2 protein-coding genes and 1 pseudogene are annotated in these 1,686 nt (G+C 61.1%); all 3 read right to left on the reverse strand.

Annotation, left to right across the window (positions count from 1 at the left end; genetic code table 11):
* Positions 1–455: pseudogene (locus tag HDG34_RS38540) on the reverse strand (hypothetical protein); the annotation flags it as partial.
* Positions 456–542: 87 nt separating this feature from the next.
* Positions 543–791: a hypothetical protein gene (locus tag HDG34_RS38545; protein ID WP_184069239.1), complete on the reverse strand. Its 249-nt coding sequence runs from the start codon at positions 789–791 to the stop codon at positions 543–545.
* 135 nt (positions 792–926) lie between these two features.
* A partial coding sequence (locus HDG34_RS38550) for an OmpA family protein (RefSeq protein ID WP_184069242.1) occupies positions 927–1,686 on the reverse strand: 760 nt, incomplete at its 5' end.

Raw genomic sequence — 1,686 nt, forward strand, 5'->3', positions numbered from 1 at the left:
TCGAGCAGGGTTCGTTTGCCCAGGTGGTACCACTGTTCGAAGAAGGCCTTGCGCACCTGATCGGTTTCAGCGGAGAGGCGTTTGTACTGCTCCGCGCGGTCGAGCCCTGATCCGCAGTGCGCGGCTCGTGATGACGCCCGCCGGGCACGGCTGCATTTGCCGAATGACAGGAACAGAGATCCCCCGGCCTGCATGGCAGGCGCGTAAATGCAAAGGCCGCTTGCTGTCCACCCCGATGGCGGCGTGAGCCACGTCCCCTGCGTAGCCGCCCCGATCAGGGAGGCGTTCCACCCCCGCGCCAGCGTGGCGAATATTGAATGCCGCTGCGATTCCAGATGGTTCAGATAGGCGACGAAACCCGATAAATAGTGCTCGACGTCGTCAATGCGGACCCGGAAGGCACGGTGGCGTATGAAGAAGCTGCCAATGATCCTGCCCGGATTGGCAAAGTACATGGCGAGTTCCGGCCAGAAATGTCATTTAACAGGCGCTGTGCTCGCGCACGCAGTGCATGGAAGAATTTAGCCCTGAATCAACCGCAACTAATCCGTTGCAGCCCGAAGATCTGACTGCGCCTGACAGTGCCCTTCATTTTGAAGATTCGTGTCTATCGGCGTTGTTCCGGTGGCCGCGAGCGCTCGCTGCCACTGCCTGATGAACTCACGTTTGCTCGATCGCGACGCAAACACGAACTCATTGAGCTTCCCGTTAAAAAATACCTGATCCCTGTCGCGCAACTCTGCATAGGCGAGCAGCACATTGATTGCAGGAATCCCTGTTTGTCTGGTCATCGCGACACTCCCGTTCTTGGAAGGCCCTCACCGTTTGCCCGGCATGCGGTGAAGGCCGGTAGGTACGCGACCTTCCCGATTCAGGAAGATCGCGCCTCAGGACTCAACATCAGGGCTCAGCATCCCCCCATGCCTTTATCGGGCCGGGCCCGACAGACTCAGTTGCACCACCACCCGGCGGTTGGGCTCATTGCAGGCAATCTTCTGCTGCATCGTGCCGCTGCAGCCGGCGACCACCGGATCGGAATTGCCCGCACTTTCCGCGGTGATCTTCTGCGCCGGAATACCCTGCTCGATCAGCATCCGGCGAACCGTCATCGCACGCTGCTCGCCAAGCTTCTGCGCCGCCGCCGCCGAGCCGATCAGGTCCGCGTGGCCGATCACCGTCACGGCTTGCAGCGAGGTGTTTTCCGCGCGAATCTGCTCAGCCAGATGTGCAATTGCCACATGGCCTTTGACAGTCATGTCACGATTGCCAGACTTGCCGAAGGCGAACAGCGTGTCGCCCTTGAGCGTGTATTCTTTCGCCGCGACAGGCTGCGCCACCGGGGCTGACGTCACGGGAATTGACGCAGGGTCACACGCCTCCACTGCCGATGCGCGCGAAAGCACGTGCATCTGGGCGCGCATGCCTTGCAACTGGGCTTCGGCTTCGTTGCGCGGCACCATGATCGGTGCGTCATTGCTGCCAGCCGGCCCGACCTTCACGAAGTAGGTCATCCCGCCCTTCAGTTCTGCGCCGGATCGCCCGGTGGTCTTGCCTTTGTACAGCGGTGCGTCCTGAATGTAGGCGCCCAGCATGTGCTGGCCCGGCTTGACGCAGAAGATGCTGTAGCCATTGGGCAGCAATGCGGTCTGCAGTTCGCCATCAACGTAGACGTCGGCAGCGGCCGAC

This window comes from Paraburkholderia sp. HC6.4b, assembly GCF_014200875.1.
In the GTDB taxonomy this organism is placed as follows: domain Bacteria; phylum Pseudomonadota; class Gammaproteobacteria; order Burkholderiales; family Burkholderiaceae; genus Paraburkholderia; species Paraburkholderia tuberum.